At 62.1% G+C, this 875-nt stretch carries 2 protein-coding genes; one reads left to right on the forward strand and one right to left on the reverse strand.

Going from position 1 to position 875, the window contains the following annotated elements; genetic code table 11:
• A partial coding sequence (locus MKK84_RS08985) for a transposase (RefSeq protein WP_243918927.1) occupies window positions 1–129 on the forward strand: 129 nt, incomplete at its 5' end.
• A gap of 357 nt (window positions 130–486) precedes the next feature.
• Here the strand turns inward: MKK84_RS08985 and MKK84_RS08990 are convergent.
• Window positions 487–708, reverse strand: coding sequence for a hypothetical protein (locus MKK84_RS08990; protein WP_243918925.1), 222 nt, complete (start codon window positions 706–708; stop codon window positions 487–489).
• Window positions 709–875 lie beyond the last annotated feature (167 nt).

Here is an 875-nt window from a genome sequence, read left to right on the forward strand (position 1 = left end):
CGCAACATCGTCGAGCGGCTCTGGGCGCGGCTCAAGGAATGGCGAGCGGTTGCCACGCGTTACGAGAAGACCGCCGCCAGCTTCAGCGGTATCCTCTGCCTCGCCGCTGCCCTCGATTACCTCAGGTGACGACAGACCCTAAAACCAGCCTTCCTGAGGCAGCTATAAAATGCGGGCCGGATCCCGTGATGACGTGGTTCGGCCCTGTGCCGTTCGGCGTTCAGCCGGAGCGACGGATGCGGTGTAGCGCGGGGCTCGGGCGTTGTGGCAGCGGCGAATGCTGAGCAACCAGTGAGCGAGTGCCTTCAATGGGCACAGCGGGAGCGGGTTCCTGTAGAGTCGGGCCGTCGAACTGCGACTACGATAGTGAGCCTCAAAGCCACAGCATCGCGACCGCCAAGAACGCACCTTGGAACGCGAGCATCATGCCGACGAGGGTTATGATCTCACGATCGTGGAGCTCCGGATCCTCGCGCTCCTTCCCGGTCACGTCTGAGACGCCGTACTGGCGCGGCCGGAGTAGGTGAACAGCATGCGCCCGGAGGCGTCGGTGACAGTGGCGACACGGGGGCGATCGGGCTTACTCCCGTCCACCTCGTAAAACGCGATCGTGATAGCGTCCGCCTCGTCCTTCGCTTGATAGACCCGGGGAGCGCTCCGCGGCACCCCAACCTTCCCGATGCGATCGATCCTGACGCTGTAGGCCATGTCGGACGCCTCCAAACAGGAGGCCTGCGCTGGCGGCTCGGGAGGAGAAAATATCGCCAGCGCAGGCGGTGCCAAAGCCGTTGGTCCGCGGCATCGACGCGCCAGCATTGCATATGCTCAAGATCTCAAATCTAATATTTGACGGTTTTCTGTAAATTATTCAATTC

Origin of the sequence: Methylobacterium sp. E-065 (assembly GCF_022829605.1) — a bacterium.
Taxonomy (GTDB): domain Bacteria; phylum Pseudomonadota; class Alphaproteobacteria; order Rhizobiales; family Beijerinckiaceae; genus Methylobacterium.

Bases quoted from the DNA above. Each gene is read 5' to 3' on its own strand.
- MKK84_RS08990 (WP_243918925.1), bottom strand. From the start codon at position 708: ATGGCCTACAGCGTCAGGATCGATCGCATCGGGAAGGTTGGGGTGCCG.